Here is a 16,115-nt window from a genome sequence, read left to right on the forward strand (position 1 = left end):
ACAATAAGTTATTTTACATAAAACTTATATATTATTCAAATAATGAATAATTTGTTTAAATTATTTCTTAGAATAAGATGTTGTTTATATTTTATTTCGTGTTAGAAGCAGTTTTTAGAATAAAACTTTATAAATAATTCTTGTATCTGAATTTCTTATCTTCTTTAAAGTGCCATTAAGAGATAAATAATAAAGGCTTTGTAATAGCAATATCTACAGTTTACCTTTTGAGGTTACATATTAGCTGTAATCTGTATTTTCACATAAACCATAACAATAGTGGGCATGAAAAATGACATTTAATTTTTTTATCAATTTAGTTCTTTTTGTTATTTTTGTATTGTTGGTTGCCCAAAGTAAGAGAATAATGCAATGGAGTCTTTCTCTACGTGTTATGCTAGGACTTATCCTTGGCTTGATTTTTGGAAGTGTTCTACAAGTTGTGTATGGAGAAGGTGATGCCACTTTATTGAAATCCGTTGAATGGTTTAACATTGTTGGTAATGGTTATATTTTGTTATTACAAATGATTGTTATGCCATTGGTTTTTGTCTCTATCGTCTCAGCGGTTGCTCATTTGCATTCTATTTATGCCATTGGTAAAATGAGTATCATGACAATTTCAATATTGCTCTTTACCACTGCTCTTTCAGCATTGGTTGGTGTTTGGGTTGTTAATGTCTTTGAATTGACAGCAAATGGTTTGGTACAGGAGGGACAAAATGTTTCTGTTATTCTCGAGGATCGTATTTCTCAACTTGGAGATATGAATGTCCCAAAGATGATTTTATCTTTGATTCCTAAAAATCCATTTGCTGAGTTAGTCGGAGCCAAGCGTACATCAATTATTAGTGTTGTTATTTTTGCCTCCTTTTTAGGAGCTGCGGTCCTTCTTTTAAAAAAAGATGATCCAGAAAAGGGGGAAAAAGCGCTTTTATTTATTCAAGTAGCACAGGCTTGGATTATGCGGTTAATCCGTCTTGTGATTGCTTTGACGCCTTATGGTATTTTTGGTCTTATGACGAAAGTAGGAGCGATATCGCGTGTTTCAGATATTTTAAATTTACTTGTTTTTGTCATTGCTTCTTATGTCGGTATTATTTTAGTTTTTGGAATCCATGGTGTATTGCTTAGTATTTCTGGGATTAATCCTTTTCGTTTTTTTAAGAAGATTTTGCCGGTTTTAGCATTTGCTTTTAGCAGTCGTTCAAGTGCTGCGAGTATCCCTTTGAATATTGAGGCTCAAACGCAGTGGATTGGTGTTCCGCAATCCATTGCAAGTTTTGCGGCCTCTTTTGGAGCAACAATTGGACAAAATGGTTGTGCAGGTCTTTATCCAGCGATGGTTGCGACCATGGTTGCACCTTCTATAGGGATTAATTCGCTTGATCCTACTTGGATTGCTACTCTTGTTGGTGTTGTAACATTGAGCTCTATTGGTGTTGCTGGTGTTGGTGGTGGTGCTATTTTCGCTGCATTGATCGTGTTGCCAATTATGGGGCTTCCTGTTTCTTTGGTTGCTGTACTTATATCTATTGAACCCTTAATTGACATGGGACGTACAGCTTTAAATGTAAGTGATTCAATGTTGGCTGGAACTATAACCAGTCAGATATTAAGAAAAACGGATAAAAGCATCTTTGAAAAGTAATTTCCATATTAAGTTATAGTTTTGTTTGCTGTTTTACTAAAGCATCTGCAAGAGATATTTTGGCTGAGCCGGGTTGTATAGGTTTTTGTTGATTTGGGTGAGGAGCCCAACCAGAAAGCCAAATAAAAGAGAAATGTGCTCGAATACGGCCATCCTGATCGCTAAATCGTTGTGCATAGATTTCAGCAGCACGGAGAAAAAAGCGTTTGGATACAGGGCGACGTGAGCGCTTTATGAGTGCATTTTGCATTCCCATAGCTTTAAGATCATGTATGAGATCAAACATTGTATTGTAGCGTATAGTGATATCTTCAATATCTGCAACAGGGAGAGCAAAACCAATACGCTGTAAAAGAGCTCCTACCTCACGAATGTCGGCAAAAGGATAGACCCTAGGGCTTACTCCGCCATAGATTTCAGTTTCCGCTTGTAAGAGACATTCACGTAATTCTCTTAGTGTCCCATTTCCAGCCATAACAGCCAAAAATAAACCATCTGGTTTAAGGGTATTTTTTATCTGACTTAGAACACCAGGGGTATCATTCGTCAATTGTAATGAAAGAAGCGAAACAATAAGATCACAGTAACTTTGGGGTAAATCAAGAAACTCTCGATGACGTAAATGAAACTTTTTATCATGGCTTTGATAAAGCGCATCGGTTTCAATACGTTCTATGGAAGAAACTTTTCCAGATTTTATTAAAGCTTGTGCAGCAAGGTCTGTATGGCTGTGTAAATCGAGAGCTAGTGTAAAGAAGCGATCAACGGTGCTAAGACGTTTATAGAGATCTTCTGCCATGTGAGAAAGTAAAAAGTCATATCCTTTTTTTGCTTTATGAAAGGCGCGTTTGCGGAATTGTTCAATGCGGTTATGATCAAAAATTAAAGGATGCGACATATTTTGGAACACTTTCGATCTATGAAAGAATTTATGTTGAAAAGGTTCATTTTTGTGCAAGCTTTGTCAAATTTATAACGTGAAAGAAAAATAAATTTATAGCAGATAAGAGTTTTTAAAGGAATTAAAATTATAAATTGAGGAAATACAAAGGGACTTTTGTTCTGCAGGGAATTTGTAAAAGCCTAGATTTATAATGTTGTATTTTCGAGAAGCGGCATTAAATAGCGGAGATATACTAAGTAAGTTCTTTGAGAGCTTAAAAACTATGCTTTATCCACCAATTTGTCCTGGATGTAAGCAAAATGTTTCTACCTATGGCACGATTTGCTCTGAATGTTGGAAAGATCTTCAATTTATCACGAAACCTTATTGTCCTGTTATGGGGACTCCTTTTGTTTGTGATATGGGGGATGGTTTTCGTAGTGGTGAAGCACTTCGTAATTCTCTCCCTTTTTCACGCGTTCGTTCTGCGATTGTTCATAAAGGACTTGCGCGAACTTTAGTAACACGCTTAAAATATGGTGATCATATAGAATTAGCATCATTTATGGCCAATTGGATGATGTTTGCTGGGCGCGAGATTATTAATGATTGCGATGTTATCATTCCTATTCCATTGCATTTTCGTCGTTTTTGGGAAAGACGTTATAATCAATCTGCTGAGCTTGCACGTTATATCGCAGCATCACAAAAAAAGCTTTTAAAACCAGGTTGGCTTATTCGTTGTCGTCATACCCGTCCGCAGGTTAGTCTTTCTTCGAGAGAGAGAAAACTTAACGTAAGAAATGCTTTTAAGGTTTCGCATAAGGTTAAAAAGTATCTCAAAGGGCGTTCTGTTTTGCTGATTGATGATGTTTTTACGACCGGTGCAACAGTTACAGCAGCAGCTTCTGCATTAAAATATGCAGGTGCACGCCAGGTTGATGTGCTAACATTTTCGCGTGTCCTTAAAGAAGATTCTATTTTCCCTTCTTCTTAAGAGGAACTTCAAAGTAAGTGTTATTAAAAAAATATTGGAGGATAATACTATGAAAGAGATCATAATTTATACACGTTCTAACTGTCCTTATTGCGCAAAAGCACGTGATTTGCTTGATAAAAAAGGCGTAAAATACACAGATATCGATGCTTCTACATCCCTTCGCCAGGAAATGGTACAGCGTGCAAATGGACGCAATACATTTCCACAAATTTTTATAGGTAATTATCACGTTGGTGGTTGTGATGATCTTTATGCTTTAGAGGCTGAGGGAAAGCTCAATTCCTTATTACAAGGCATACAATAGTTGTAAATTAGATATCCTTAAGACCGTTTTGCAAGAAGGAGATAGTTAACATCCATGTCTTTTGAACGATTCCAACTATCGTTGAATGGATTATAAGTAATGCCTATCTCATCAATGATAGTCAGAGCGTTTTTTGATAAGAAATCTTTAAGTTCTCGAGGTTTTAGGAATTTTTTATAATCATGTGTTCCTTTAGGAAGCCAACGTAGGATATATTCAGCGCCTACAATCGCAAGTCCCCATGCTTTCCACGTGCGGTTGAGTGTTGAGATAAACATCAACCCTTGTGGTTTCAGCATTTTTGCTGTAGATTCTATGAGGAGATTAACGTCAGCGACGTGTTCAACCACTTCCATATTAAGGATTATATCAAATTTTTCTCCTTCATTAGCAAGTGTTTCTGCTGTCATTGTACGGTAATCAATTGAAAGGTTATTTTGGGCTGCATGGATTTTTGCAACTTCAATATTCGTTTGTGCAGCATCAACGCCTATGACCGTAGCGCCAAGCCGTGCCATTGGTTCACATAACAAGCCTCCTCCACAGCCGATATCAAGAATTTTCAAATTATCAAAGGGTGTAAGTGAAACAGGATCACACTTAAATTCTAAACAAATTTTTTCTCTGATGTAAGCAAGGCGTGTTGGGTTAAATTGGTGAAGGGGGCGAAATTTTCCTTGTGGATTCCACCATTCTGTAGCAATACGTGAAAAGTGATCAATTTCACTTTGATCAATCGTTGTTCGTACTTCATCTATCATTTTTCTTTCCTTTTATTTTTAATGATCAAGACAAGTGGATTTTACACAAAGTCAAGAGAAATTAATATAATCATAATGAAACTTGCACAAATGATAGATATTCGCTATGTCGAGAAAATGGTTAGTTGATACAGCATCTTATTCTCATTATCGTTTGAGATAAGGAATGTAAAGGTAAGAGTATTATTAATGGCGCGCATTGTCATGAAATTTGGTGGAACATCTGTAGCAAACATTGAATGTATTCATAATGTTGCACGGCATGTCAAAAGAGAGGTTGATGCAGGCAATGAGGTTGCAGTTGTCGTATCTGCGATGGCTGGTAAAACGGATGAGCTTGTCCAGTGGACGTGTGATACTTCACCTATACATAAAGATGCTCGTGAATATGATGTTGTGGTTGCTTCTGGTGAACAGGTTACTTCAGGCTTGTTGGCTTTGACACTTCAGGCAATGGGTGTGAATGCACGTTCATGGCTTGGTTGGCAAATCCCTATTCATACAGATAGTGCACACGGCAGTGCACGTATTACTGATATTGATGGATCTTTTTTAATAGAGCGTTTTCAGGAAGGTCAGGTTGCTGTTATTGCTGGTTTTCAGGGGGTATCTGCGGATCATCGGATTTCTACCTTAGGACGTGGGGGATCAGATACAAGTGCTGTTGCTATAGCAGCGGCTATAAAAGCTGATCGCTGTGATATTTATACGGATGTGGATGGTGTTTATACAACGGATCCACGTATAGAACCGAAAGCTCGTCGTTTACCGAAGGTAGCTTTTGAGGAAATGCTAGAAATGGCTTCTCTTGGTGCAAAAGTTTTGCAGGTTCGCTCTGTTGAATTGGCAATGGTGCATAAGGTTCGTACTTTTGTACGTTCAAGTTTTGAGGATCCTGGTGCGCTAGGCATGGAAGATCCAAAGAGTTCTTCTGGAACACTTATTTGCGATGAGGATGAAATCGTGGAACAACAAAATGTTACTGGTATTGCTTTTGCTAAGGATGAAGCACAAATTTCCCTTCGTCGGCTTGCTGATCGTCCAGGAATTTCGGCAGCAATTTTCGGCCCCTTGGCTGAAGAGCGCATTAATGTTGATATGATTGTGCAAAATATTTCTGAAGATGGCTCAAAAACGGATATGACTTTTACTGTACCATCAGCAGATGTAGAAAAAGCCGTTACTCTTCTTGAAAAAAATCGTAAAGAAATTGGATTTGATGTTCTCCAATTTGAAAGCGATCTTGCTAAGGTATCTGTAATTGGTATTGGAATGCGTAGCCATGCAGGTGTTGCTGCCACAGCGTTTAAGGCTTTAGCTGAAAAAGGTATTAATATTCAAGCAATTACGACATCAGAAATTAAGATTTCTATTTTGATTGATAGTGCTTATACTGAACTTGCTGTTAGAACATTACATGCTGTTTATGCTCTTGATAAGAAGTAAGTATTTTTTTAGCTGCAAAAAATTTCAAGTACATAAAGCTTTAGTATATTAAGAATTTTTATTAAGAGTGAGTTATGTTTTGAACTTAAATGAGAATATTCGTTACAAGACAACTCTCTTATTTTAAATGTATTCATGATCTTTAAAATTAGGACATAGTTTAATTCTAGGAGAATATGAATTTGTACAGATAAAAAACGATATATACCTTTATATTTATAAAGGTGAAAGCGGCAGCATTAAAGTTATTTTTCAGTTTCTAATGTTCCGATATCTTTTTCTTTTAAATCGAGAAATATTATGGTATTTTGGTCTCTCGCGCGATTTATAAAACAAGAGATTATACTTAAAATGTATTTACCTAAAAAAATAATATGTCTTTTAAAGGAAGGGTAGCATTAAAACTATTGAAAATATCAGCAATAAAATCAGTGACGAGTAGATTGATTTGTTGGAAAAAAATAAGTCTTGAGATTACTTAACTGATTATTGAATTCTTCTTGCTATGTTGCCTTTAATAATTGATAGGTTAAGAGGAAAGAGCTCTTGGGGGGGATAAAAAAGAGTAAATTTGTATTATTTCAATAAACTAACGTCTATACACTTTGTTATAAAATTGCAGATCGTAATAAATTCGATGCTGAAGTTAAAGTGTCTAAAACGAATCTCTATGATTCTTATACAAACAGTTCTGCTGAGAAAGTTGTTTTGTATTTTTGTGTTGATTATCTCAGTATACGTTGTTCATTTGCATTGAGCAGTAAAAATCTTAATGATGGTTTCAAATGAAAATATGTTATTACACTGCTACTCCTTGTTATTTTTGATTTTCTTCATAAGACTTATCAGTGGAGGGGATAGTTATAAAGAGACTAACTTTTCCATTCATTTATCAATGAGGAAGAAAGATATATTAAAATTTCTTTTTCTTATAATTAAATATAATATATTAATTTATAATAATTGATTGTTTATTCATAGTGAGCAATGGCTCTGATGAAAGACAACTTCCCTTATCACGAAGCTTTTTATATTTCATCAATTAAAATCATTTCTGTGTATATCATGAGCACTGGTGTATAAGTAAAAAGTTATTGAAGAAAAGAGTAGAAATATCTTTTACGAATCTTCTCAAAGATCAAAGAATGTGGCAACATTAGAGGCTAGTAGAGATAGTATAATAAGGCCTGTTTTCCCTTTCATAAATGTAAAGAGGAGATGAAACAACTTCTTTTTATGTTTAATAAACTATTTTCACGTTAAATATTATCCAAATCAAACAAATAAGCAAAATCCCTTTTTAAAAGGCTTGCATAAAATTCTATTTCAGTTAGTTGCTTGAGGACTATGAGAAATTTTTTTATTACGCTTAATATAAATAACTCCATATCCCAGACCGATAAGAGCAGATAAACCAGAGCCACAAAGTACTCCAATTTTTGCAGCATCAAGCAGGATAATATTTTTAAAAGCAAGCATTGAAACAAAAATAGACATTGTAAAGCCAATTCCTGCTAAAAAACCAATAAGTAAGATACCCGTCCATGTCATATGAGGAGGTAGACGACATAACCCTGATTTTACGGCTAGATAACTGGCAGTGATAATGCCAAGAGGTTTACCGACGCAAAGACCAATGACAACACCAAGAACAATTAAGAATGATTTATCAGAAACAAGGTTAAAGTTTGCAAAACTTACTCCTGCATTTGCGAAGGCAAAAATCGGCATTACGCCATATGCAACCCATGGATGCAGTGCTTTTTGGACCTGTGTTACTGGAGCAATCATTGCCCGTTGTCCTTTGCGCATTTTTTTCAATGCAGTTGAAATATGATGTAGATCTGCTTTTGTGTTTTTTTCTTGGAGAATTTGCATAGCGTTGCTGAGCATGGTGAGTGGCGCTACAAGAGTGCGTGTAGGAAAAACAGGAGTCATCATACCTAAGATTACACCAGCAAGTGATGGATGAACGCCTGTTACCATTAACCCCCACCAGATGATTGCACCAGGTAAAATGTAAAGCCATGCTGATGCAAGCCCGATCCATTGAAAAAAGAGTACCAGAGCGATACCCGCTCCCACAATCATTAAACCACTAAGATCAATGTTTGTTGAGTAGAAAAAAGCAATAATAAGAACAGCGATAATATCATCAATAATCGCTAATGATAAAAGAATGATATGAAGATTAGAAGGAATCTTTTTTCCAAGAAGAGCAAGAATACCTAAAGCAAAGGCAATATCTGTTGCTGTTGGAACAGCCCAACCATGTATATGCCCATCGTTAAAGTTGAGGATAAAATAAATAATTGCAGGGAAACAAACACCCCCTATTGCAGCAACAATGGGCAAAATTGCTTGTTTAAAATCGGCAAGAGCACCTTCATGAATTTCGCGTCGAATTTCCATTCCTGCGACGAGAAAGAAAACAGTCATAAGGGCATCATTGACCCAAAAATGTAAGTCCCATGAAAGAGTAAAATGACCCAAATTAAAACCAAGAGGTGTATGCCAAAAGGATTCATAAAGATCAGCATATTGAGAATTAGCAAAAATGAGTGCAGCAGCTGCTGCTGATAAAAGAACAATACCACTAAGAGCCTCAATATGGAGAAAACGCTCGATAGCAGAAAGAGCCCGATCAGTAACACGAGAAGCGCGATTAGGCAAGCGATTTGCAAATAAATCAGACATGAACAACTCCACGTATTAACAACTTTAATGATTCCATATTCTTTTGTATAATACCTTCTGTATCATATAAAAGCAAAAAGAGGAATAAAGTTCTTAATTTATAGATAAGATCATCATATTTAAAGCACAAAATGTTTAAGGCGATGCTTCATTTTTAATAGTAAGATCTATTTTGCTTAAAGCCTTGGATAGATCATTTTGTAGAGCAGATTCGAGATCAACCATTGTAAGACCTTTATTATCTTTTGCTTTGATTTTAACGATTAATGTTTGTGGATTTTTAGCAAATTCATCTAAGGATTTTGAAATTTTTTCTGCTTCAGCATGATTTTTTAGCAGTATTTTAGGGGTTTGTGTAATCATTAGATAGAAATCATCATAGAGTTCCTTTCTAAGATTATGCTTGCTGTCATTAAGATTTTGCGCAAGATAAGAAAAAATCTTATCAATGAAGCCAGCATCTCTATATTTTATATCAATTTCATTGATACCAAGGTCTTGAGAAGCAGAAATCATTATATTTTTCTGACCAGAAAAAAGCTTTTCATCAACATCAATAACCTTAGCCGATATTTCTCCAGATCCAACATTTTTTATGTTTAAAGACATTGAATTAAGAGAAAGGATATGCTTTTTTTCATCATAAGAAATATCTAATTTTCCTGAAAGATCAAAGCGCTCAAAGTTCAGATTTTTTAAGAACTCTAAGTCTTTTTCATTCATTTTTTTAGGTAAAATTGAAAGATTGTTGAAAGAGATAAGAAGTTTTTTTGGTATAGGCTGCTTCCATAAGCTTTGTTTGAATTGGAATGACTCAAGTGTTTCTTTAAGCTGTGGTACATCGATGACGAGGTTCCTCACTTCTGCATCATCTAAGGTAATATTAGAGAATTTATTTGTAAGCATATCATGCAGCGCTTTTTTTCCAGCGATAGGATTATTTTGTTCTCGTACATTCAGGTAAGCGTTAAACAATTTTTGAGGTGTTTGGTTGAATGGTTTTATTTTAAAGCCGGATGTTTTAAATGCACCAATAGCCAGATAAGCGTTCTTCTCTTTTCCTTTGAAAATATCAGTCATTAGATTTTTTAGAGAAATAGAACCAGTAATGTTTTTTACTTGAGTGACAGAATTACCTTTCCTCATAAGAATAGCATAGGCATGGTTTATATCAATATCATGTGCTTCTATTGCATCGCTTTTAGTTACCATATACACTTGTTTGTTACTATCTATGATGCTCATTTTAAGGTCCATATTTTTGATGCCAACGGAACGAATATGACCATTTTTAAAATCAGAGAGCTGAAAGTCTTTTATCTCAAATTTTTCGATGAGTTCATTTGGATTATCTGCAAAAAGTTGTATATTAGGAGCAATGATTGAGGAAGTTTCAATACGCATAATTGACTGCAAAAGGTGCGATGTGATTGTATTATCCTTTTCCTTTAAAAAGACGCTATTGAGAGAAATTCGGGGAATTTTTACACGAATATTATTATGCTTATCAGTATATTTTAAATCAACATTATAAAATGTAAAAGTTCCAGGAATAAAGGAAAGAGGAGGACGGGCAGAAATGGCACCAATTTTAAGTGATGTACCGGTTGGAGTGGGTAATGTAACATTCGTCAAGTTGACTTTACCTAGAATGCTCACTTCAGATGTTTCTGCTTTTATGGCGCGACGGGCTATCTCTTGTCTTACAAAATTGTCAAGATAGGGTTTGGCGATGTAAAATCCAACAACAACTATCATTGCCAAGATAGAAATAAATCCAATAATGCAAATGAGCCAATATTTTAGGTTACTTTGATACCTACTCTTAAGATTGACCATTTTTTCTTCTTTCATTTTTATCACTCTTTAGAATTGAGAGTGAAGATAGACTCTTTTCAGCCATGGCAAAGGTTTAAATATAATATGTATCGATTTCAACAATCATCTATGCTCTATATTAGAATTATTCTTATCTTTTTTGCAATATAGCTTTATCAATTTTATTAATTTTCTTTTGATTCAATATGTTATAGAAAAAACAAAGAATTAATGAGAGATAAGTTTATGCGCATTATGGTTTTTATTACTTTAAATTATCTTAAAATATTTCTATGTCTGCTTTTAACTTGCTGCTGTTTATAGAAGTATTTAAAACATAAAAGATATGTTTTTATTCATTATAATTTAATGGGGGAAGTGAATGTTATGACAGAAAATCAAATAATGGCTTTTTCGATTATTGGTCTCATGATGGTTGTTTTTATTTGGGATCGATTTCGTTATGATCTTGTCGCTATTTGTACATTATTAATAGCTTGGGCTGTTGGTCTTGTCAGCCCGAAGGAAGCTTTTAGCGGTTTTAGTAATGATATCGTTGTTATCGTTGGGAGTGTTTTTGTTGTTAGTACGGCTGTATCTCGCTCTGGTATAATGGAATTTATTATTCAACGGATATGGCCAGATGTGAAATCGGTGCGTGTTCAATTAGCTTTTTTGGTTTTGTCTGTTGTTATGTTATCCATGTTTGTTAAAAACATTGGCGCTTTGGCTATAATGCTTCCGATAGCTTTTCAATTTGCTCGTCGTTCTCAGGTTTCTCCTTCTGTCTTTTTGATGCCCATGGCTTTTGGTTCTTTGTTGGGGGGGCTTATGACACAAATAGGAACATCTCCCAATGTTGTTATTTCAGCGATGCAAGAACGTTTAGCAGGAACACCTTTTACTATGTTTGATTTTACACCAGTTGGTGCAGTTATTGCGATGGCTGGTGTTGTATATTTGGTCTTTTTTTATTGGCTTTTGCCTGTGCGTGTGCGTTCAGGTGTATCGTTTGATGATGCCATTGATATTCGTAATTATGTTGCAGAAGTGCATATTCCAATAAATTCACCGATTGTGGGGAAAAGTATTATTGATTTGGTTAAGCCCTCAAGTGGTGATGTTATGGTGATTCAAATCATCAGAAACAAAGTATCTATTTCACCATTACCAGATTTTGTTTTGTCTGAAAACGATATTGTTTTGCTGGAAGGATCGCATACAGGGTTAGATAGTGTGATGAATTCTGCTCGTTTAGAGTTTTCTAAGGAGAGAACTATTTTTACAGGTGATAAGGACAGTGACATTGATATTATTGAAGCAGTCGTCACCCATAATTCGCCTCTTATTGGTATTAGTGCAAAAGAGTTTTCTCTCTTTGATCGCTATAATGTCAATTTGCTTGCGTTAAGTCGTCAACATGAAAGGGTGCGTGGAAGACTTGATGATATTATCTTCCATCTTGGAGATGTCATTGTTTTGCAAGGGCAGGATGCGGTTATTCCAAATTTGTTAAGAGAATTGAAATGCTTACCCTTAGCAAAACGAAATATTGTGTTTGGAAATTTACGACATGGTTTTATATCTTTAGCTATTTTATTTATAGCCATTATTTTTACAGCTTTTCATGTTGTTCCAGTTGCTTTTTCTTTTTTTTCTGCTGCTGCAGCAATGGTTATCTTTCGCGTTTTGCCTGTGCGTGATCTGTATCAGGCATTAGATGGCCCAATATTAGTACTATTAGCGGCTCTTATTCCAGTGAGTGAAGCATTAGAGAAAACAGGATGTACGGATCTCATTGGTCAATGGTTGAGCCAATTGGCAGTATTTTTCCCGCCATCTGGTGCTTTAGCACTTATGTTGGTGACAGCCATGTTGGTCACGCCATTTTTAAATAATGCAGCAACAGTGATGATGGTCGCACCAATTGCGTCAAGTTTTGCTCATTCCCTTCATTATAAACCTGAAGCTTTTTTGATGGCTGTTGCAATTGGTGCGGGATGTGAGTTCCTTACACCTATTGGACATCAAAGCAATATGCTCGTAATGGCACCAGGAGGATATCATTTTAGCGATTATCCACGTTTGGGTGCTCCATTAGCGGTGTTGATCGTTATTGTTGCTGTTCCGATGCTTATGTGGGTTTGGCCGTTACAATAGGATACTTTCAGAAGTTTTGAGGATCAATTACAAAAGGCTATTAATCATATATTGAAGAAATATACTTTGTATGAAGAGCTTTGATTGAAATTGGAAACTATATCACAGTTTTATCATGGCGATTCGGTATTTTTTATACAGATAAAAATTTATTTATTTGGTTTTAAGGGGCATTCATGAAAATTGATCGTTTGTTCAAGTTTTTTAAAAGAATTGTTTTTTCATTGTAATTCGTATAATCGAATACAATGATTGCGTTGTAACTTTAAAAGATTATCACTTCCTCTCATATAATGAGGAGAAAGGATGTTTAAGATGATAGGCAATCATGACAAATATTAAAGCAGTAAATTTTTTATAAGACTCAAGATGTTAAAAGCTGTAATGTGAATCAAAAGAGCTTTTACACTATTTTTGACGAAGATAATTGCAAAAGTCCCATTGGTTTGATTACATGTTGATTGGCATAAATAAACGAAAAATTTAAAGATTTTTAGTTTGATTTAGGCCTACCATCTTTGTTCATTTATGCATAAAAGCACAGAGAGTAAATTTTTCACAAGGTATGATATATGTCGTATGATAGTTTTATTGCTGAAGTTAATGCAGAATTTCGTCAGGAAAAGGCACTTGCTTTTTGGAGACGTTATGGTTTTTCGATTATTGGGGCAGGTCTTCTTTTCATCTTGGTGATAATTATTTATCAAATTTACCATCATACGCAAATAAAGAAAGCCAACTATATTGGTGACGCATTTGTAAAAAGCCTTAATCTTGCGGATATACGTCATTTTGATAAGGCGATAAAGCAATTGGAGAGTGCTAAAGACTCCAACTTTGGGGGATACCCTTATCTTGCTCATTTGCTGGAAGCTTCTTTACTCATGGAGCAAGGTGATATTACTAAGTCAGTGGAGATTTTTGATTCTGTTGCAGCAGATGAGAAGGCGCCGCAAATTTTGCGGAAAGTTGCGAAAGTTCGGGCAGCATATATATTAGTTGATACAGGGACTTTGGATGATGTAAAAAGGCGCGTTGAAGATATAGCAAGTGATATTGATCCTATGCGTATGTCTGCAAGAGAGGCTTTGGGCTTAGCTGCTTATAAAGTGGATAAAATGGATGAAGCAGTTTATTATTTTAAGAAAATTGCCGAAGAAGGTGCTTTGGGTTCAAAGATAGTAGATCGGGCGCGAATGATGCTTGAGCTTATACAAGCTGAGGGCAAGGCAAATAAGGAATAAATCGATGAGCCTTACTATTGCTATAGTTGGCCGTCCCAATGTTGGGAAATCAACACTTTTTAATCGTTTGATTGGGCAAAAATTGGCTTTGGTTGATGATCAGCCGGGTGTGACGCGTGATCGGCGTATTCACACGGCAAAACTGCAAGATCTATGTTTTGATGTGATTGATACGGCTGGGCTGGAAGAAGCAGGTGATCATACACTTGAAGGGCGTATGCGTTCTCATACAAAAGCTGCGATTGATGAAGCAGATCTTATTTTATTCGTAGTTGATGCGAAAAATGGAATAACACTCAGTGATTTAAACCTTGCTTCATTGGTTCGCAAATCAGGAAAGCCAATTGTACTTGTTGTCAATAAGTCTGAATCAAGAGTGGCCACAGGAGGAGAATATGAGGCATGGTCATTAGGTTTGGGAGAGCCTTGCTCAATATCGGCTGAACATGGTTTGGGATTTAGTGATCTTCGTGATGCTATTATAGACGCTGTTGGGACAGAGCGCGTTTTCGGCAGAAATGAAGAAGAAAATATGATCATACAGCTCGCATCTGTTGGTGATGATATCAACGATTTGGAAGAAGAGGGACTTATTTACGATGAAAATAAACCTATTCGGATTGCAATTGCGGGGCGCCCCAATACAGGAAAGTCTACTCTTATCAATAGTATGCTGAAACAAGATCGGTTATTAACAGGACCAGAAGCAGGACTTACGCGCGATTCTATTTCTGTGGATTGGGAATGGAATGGTCGTCATGTTAAACTTTTTGATACTGCAGGTTTGCGTCGAAAATCAAAAGTTTTAGAAAAATTAGAAAAACTATCCGTTGCAGATACTTTGCGCGCCATTCGTTTTGCAGAAGTAGTGGTCATTGTTTTTGATGCAACAATACCTTTTGAAAAGCAGGATTTACAAATTGCTGATCTTGTGATTCGTGAAGGGCGTGTTCCAGTTATTGCTTTCAATAAGTGGGATCTTGTTGAAAATAGTCAGACCACATTGATTGATTTACATGAAAAATGTGCACGATTTCTTCCTCAAGTTCGTGGTTTGAGAGCTGTTCCTTTAGTAGGGCAATATGGTCAAGGAATTGATAAGCTTATGGAAAATGTCATGATGATGCATCGCGTGTGGAATCGGCGCATTTCAACGGCTAAATTAAATCAATGGCTTGAGACTGTTGTGGTACACCATCCACCACCTGCGGTTTCAGGGCGTCGGCTTAAGGTTAAATATATCACACAGGTTAAGATACGTCCTCCTGGATTTATGATTTCTTGCTCGCGCCCTAAAGTAATGCCTCAGTCGTATTTGCGTTATCTTATTAATGGGTTGCGTGAAACATTTGATCTATTTGGTGTACCAGTTCGTATATCATTACGCGCCTCTGATAATCCTTTTGTGGTACATTCCAAGAAGAAATGATAGCTCTTTAATTTTTTAAGTGAATGAAATCTACACTTAAGAATCTTAAAAATCAGCTTTTTGATAATCTATAGCGTTCTAAATATGAAAATGAATTGATAACCTCAACAGCCAATAATCTTTCTTTTTGTTATAAAAGAAAAAATTCTTTATTTACTAAAGTCTCGATTTATCCAATAATCACTTATTATGAACTCTATTGAAGAGAGCTTTTTCATTTTAATTATCTCTTGATAAAGATCATTTATTCACATGTTGTGAGAAGAGTTTAGGAGTATTTAAGAAAGCGCACCAATCCTCTTAATGAGCTGTTTTAATGCAAGAATAGATGCAGTATGAGGGGAGGGAGGATAATTATTATGCTCGTTTGAAAAGAAACATTAAATGGGCTTTTATAAAATAAAGACTATTAATAAATGCTTTTGCTTGCGACAGTTTATCTAAATAAAAAGCAACAATATCTGCTGAATTTACCAATATTCAATTGTAAAGAGTAAGGTTTAAAAGTGGATTGATTTTGTCTAAAGTGGTAGGGTGGTTCTATTCAAATTTTATTGTATTCTATTAAACTGATTTAGAATCGTGGATTTATTATCTTGTATTTAAAGAAAACTCTCTTAATGCCTTCAAGCGTATTTTGTAACGGTATCTGTAATGATAAAATATCTTGAGAATAGGGTTATATAAGACCCTTTGAGTAGATTTTTATTAAAATAAAAAAT

General features: G+C 35.4%; 11 protein-coding genes. 7 read left to right on the forward strand and 4 right to left on the reverse strand.

Features of this window, described 5'->3' with window-relative positions; genetic code table 11:
- The first annotated feature begins 292 nt into the window (after positions 1–292).
- Positions 293–1,651 carry an L-cystine transporter gene (locus tag MCY_RS03005; RefSeq protein WP_007346893.1) on the forward strand — a complete coding sequence of 453 codons (1,359 nt, stop codon included), beginning with the start codon at positions 293–295 and terminating at the stop codon, positions 1,649–1,651.
- 13 nt (positions 1,652–1,664) lie between these two features.
- On the opposite strand, the gene MCY_RS03010 is transcribed toward MCY_RS03005, so the two are convergent.
- Positions 1,665–2,549, reverse strand: coding sequence for a methyltransferase domain-containing protein (locus MCY_RS03010; RefSeq protein WP_007346894.1), 885 nt, complete (start codon positions 2,547–2,549; stop codon positions 1,665–1,667).
- Between the two features lie 196 nt (positions 2,550–2,745).
- Between MCY_RS03010 and MCY_RS03015 the strand changes: the two genes are divergently transcribed.
- Together MCY_RS03015 and grxC are read left to right on the forward strand one after the other, a co-directional pair.
- The gene (locus MCY_RS03015) at positions 2,746–3,531 is read left to right on the forward strand and encodes a ComF family protein (protein ID WP_026087995.1); all 786 of its coding nucleotides are present in this window, start codon (positions 2,746–2,748) and stop codon (positions 3,529–3,531) included.
- Between the two features lie 49 nt (positions 3,532–3,580).
- Entirely contained in the window at positions 3,581–3,838 is a 258-nt protein-coding gene (grxC, locus tag MCY_RS03020) for a glutaredoxin 3 (RefSeq protein WP_007346896.1), read from the forward strand.
- A 17-nt stretch (positions 3,839–3,855) separates the two neighbouring features.
- Here the strand turns inward: grxC and ubiG are convergent, their stop codons facing one another.
- Positions 3,856–4,599 carry a bifunctional 2-polyprenyl-6-hydroxyphenol methylase/3-demethylubiquinol 3-O-methyltransferase UbiG gene (ubiG, locus tag MCY_RS03025; protein WP_007346897.1) on the reverse strand — a complete coding sequence of 248 codons (744 nt, stop codon included), beginning with the start codon at positions 4,597–4,599 and terminating at the stop codon, positions 3,856–3,858.
- 189 nt (positions 4,600–4,788) lie between these two features.
- On the opposite strand from ubiG, the gene MCY_RS03030 reads away from it, so the two are divergent.
- Complete coding sequence (locus tag MCY_RS03030; RefSeq protein ID WP_007346898.1) at positions 4,789–6,045, forward strand: aspartate kinase; 1,257 nt, start codon at positions 4,789–4,791, stop codon at positions 6,043–6,045.
- A gap of 1,326 nt (positions 6,046–7,371) precedes the next feature.
- Here MCY_RS03030 and nhaA read toward each other — a convergent pair.
- Both nhaA and MCY_RS03040 read right to left on the reverse strand, forming a co-directional pair.
- Positions 7,372–8,742, reverse strand: a complete 1,371-nt coding sequence (gene nhaA / locus MCY_RS03035) for a Na+/H+ antiporter NhaA (protein WP_007346899.1) — start codon at positions 8,740–8,742, stop codon at positions 7,372–7,374.
- A 135-nt stretch (positions 8,743–8,877) separates the two neighbouring features.
- On the reverse strand, positions 8,878–10,596 hold the full coding sequence (locus MCY_RS03040) for a hypothetical protein (RefSeq protein WP_007346900.1): 1,719 nt from the start codon (positions 10,594–10,596) through the stop codon (positions 8,878–8,880).
- A gap of 351 nt (positions 10,597–10,947) precedes the next feature.
- Between MCY_RS03040 and MCY_RS03045 the strand changes: the two genes are divergently transcribed.
- The 3 genes from MCY_RS03045 (at position 10,948) to der (ending at position 15,393) form a co-directional block, all read left to right on the forward strand.
- A complete protein-coding gene (locus MCY_RS03045; protein WP_007346901.1) occupies positions 10,948–12,720 on the forward strand; it encodes an SLC13 family permease in 1,773 nt (590 codons plus the stop codon).
- 572 nt (positions 12,721–13,292) lie between these two features.
- Positions 13,293–13,964 (forward strand): DUF2659 family protein, encoded by a 672-nt coding sequence (locus tag MCY_RS03050; RefSeq protein ID WP_007346902.1) that lies wholly within the window; start codon positions 13,293–13,295, stop codon positions 13,962–13,964.
- A gap of 4 nt (positions 13,965–13,968) precedes the next feature.
- On the forward strand, positions 13,969–15,393 hold the full coding sequence (gene der, locus MCY_RS03055) for a ribosome biogenesis GTPase Der (RefSeq protein WP_007346903.1): 1,425 nt from the start codon (positions 13,969–13,971) through the stop codon (positions 15,391–15,393).
- Positions 15,394–16,115 lie beyond the last annotated feature (722 nt).

The organism is Bartonella rattimassiliensis 15908, from assembly GCF_000278215.1.
In the GTDB taxonomy this organism is placed as follows: Bacteria; Pseudomonadota; Alphaproteobacteria; order Rhizobiales; family Rhizobiaceae; genus Bartonella; species Bartonella rattimassiliensis.

Excerpts from the sequence above, each read along its gene's own strand:
- MCY_RS03045 (WP_007346901.1), top strand. The coding sequence starts at position 10,948 with ATGACAGAAAATCAAATAATGGCTTTTTCGATTATTGGTCTCATGATG.
- MCY_RS03005 (WP_007346893.1), top strand. The coding sequence starts at position 293 with ATGACATTTAATTTTTTTATCAATTTAGTTCTTTTTGTTATTTTTGTA.
- MCY_RS03015 (WP_026087995.1), top strand. The coding sequence starts at position 2,746 with ATGTTGTATTTTCGAGAAGCGGCATTAAATAGCGGAGATATACTAAGT.
- grxC (WP_007346896.1), top strand. The coding sequence starts at position 3,581 with ATGAAAGAGATCATAATTTATACACGTTCTAACTGTCCTTATTGCGCA.
- MCY_RS03050 (WP_007346902.1), top strand. The coding sequence starts at position 13,293 with ATGTCGTATGATAGTTTTATTGCTGAAGTTAATGCAGAATTTCGTCAG.
- ubiG (WP_007346897.1), bottom strand. The coding sequence starts at position 4,599 with ATGATAGATGAAGTACGAACAACGATTGATCAAAGTGAAATTGATCAC.
- MCY_RS03040 (WP_007346900.1), bottom strand. The coding sequence starts at position 10,596 with ATGAAAGAAGAAAAAATGGTCAATCTTAAGAGTAGGTATCAAAGTAAC.
- MCY_RS03030 (WP_007346898.1), top strand. The coding sequence starts at position 4,789 with ATGGCGCGCATTGTCATGAAATTTGGTGGAACATCTGTAGCAAACATT.
- nhaA (WP_007346899.1), bottom strand. The coding sequence starts at position 8,742 with ATGTCTGATTTATTTGCAAATCGCTTGCCTAATCGCGCTTCTCGTGTT.
- der (WP_007346903.1), top strand. The coding sequence starts at position 13,969 with ATGAGCCTTACTATTGCTATAGTTGGCCGTCCCAATGTTGGGAAATCA.
- MCY_RS03010 (WP_007346894.1), bottom strand. The coding sequence starts at position 2,549 with ATGTCGCATCCTTTAATTTTTGATCATAACCGCATTGAACAATTCCGC.